This window comes from Roseateles sp. DB2 (assembly GCF_051857535.1).
In the GTDB taxonomy this organism is placed as follows: domain Bacteria; phylum Pseudomonadota; class Gammaproteobacteria; order Burkholderiales; family Burkholderiaceae_C; genus Roseateles_B.
In genome coordinates this window covers 1-1439 of record NZ_JBPZGY010000045.1, presented here as the reverse complement: position 1 = coordinate 1439, position 1439 = coordinate 1, and the positions used below count along the sequence as shown (strand labels likewise).

1 protein-coding gene is annotated in these 1439 nt (G+C 66.8%); it reads left to right on the top strand.

All coding sequences use genetic code 11. From position 1 onward, the window contains the following. Nucleotides 1–1439 (top strand): amino acid adenylation domain-containing protein (locus tag ACS5PK_RS22605; protein WP_439442515.1); only part of this gene is annotated, 1439 nt, incomplete at both ends.

Here is a 1439-nt window from a genome sequence, read left to right as displayed (position 1 = left end):
CCGCTGTTGCTGAACATTGACGACTACGAGCAAGGCGGGCTGGCCCTGACCGTGCAGCTGCGCCAGCCGCATGATGCTCAGTCGCTGTGCGAGGCGATGGCGCAGGCGCTGCAGCAACTGCACGAGGTGCTGTCGACATCGCCGGAGATCGCCCTGACGGCGCTGGACTTGAGCACCGCACGCGAGCGTGCGCTGCTGGCGTCCTGGAACGACACGGCAATCGTTGGCGCCCCTTCGCTGTGCCTGCATGAACTGGTGCAAGCGCAGGTCAGGCGCAGCCCTGCGGCGCTGGCGGTGCGCCACCCGGGCGGCGAGGATCTGGATTACGCCACGCTGAACGCGCGAGCCAACCAGTTGGCTCGGGCCTTGCGATCCCTGGGCGTAGGGCCCGACCAGCGGGTGGGCCTGTGCCTGCGCCGCAGCGAACGCATGGTGGTGGCAGTGCTGGCGGTGCTGAAGGCCGGGGGCGCCTATGTGCCGCTGGATCCCAACTATCCGGTCGATCGTCTGGCCTTGATATTGCAGGATGCGCAGCCGCTCGTGATCCTCAGCGACGGAGTGCTGGGGGAGGCCCTGGAGTCGCTGCTGGCAAGCACCCGTGTGCCGCGCTTGGACCTGCAAGGTGATGCCGCGAGGTGGTCGACTGAGTCGACACAGGATCTGCAAGCCGCGGAGCTCGGACTGCAGCCGGCTCACCTGGCCTATGTGCTGTACACCTCGGGCTCTACCGGGGTTCCCAAGGGGGTGGCGATTGAACACCGCCAGGCGGTGAACTTCATCAGCTGGGCCGGCGAGTCCTTCAGTGCCGGGGAGCTGCAGTCCACGCTGTGGGCCACCTCCTTGAACTTTGACCTCTCGGTCTTCGAGTGCTTTGCGCCGTTGAGCTGCGGAGGCGCCTGTCTGGTGGTGGAGAACGCCCTGGCCTTGGCAGGCTCGGCCTTGGAGCCGACGTTGATCAACACGGTGCCGTCGGCGCTGGCATCGCTGCTGGAGGTACAGGGGGTGCCGGCGAGCGTGCGGACCGTCAATCTGGCAGGTGAGCCGCTGAAGAAGTCCTTGGCGGAGCGCGCATTCGAGCAGACGCAGGCGCAGCGCGTGTGCAATCTGTACGGTCCGACGGAGACGACCACCTATTCCAGTTGGGTGTCGATGGATCGTTCGGAGGGGTTCAAGAGTGACATTGGTCGCGGCGTGGGCAACACGCAGCTGTACGTGCTGGACGCGCACCGGCGCCTGGTGCCACCGGGGGTGGTGGGGGAGTTGTACATCGGAGGCGCTGGGGTGGCACGAGGCTACCTGGGTCGGCCGGATCTGACGCAGGAGCGCTTCCTGGAGGATCCCTTCGTGAAGGCGCAAGGTGGGACGGGGCGGATGTACCGCACCGGAGACCTGGTGCGTTGGCGCGAGGACGGGGTGCTGGAGTATGTGGGTCGCAACGA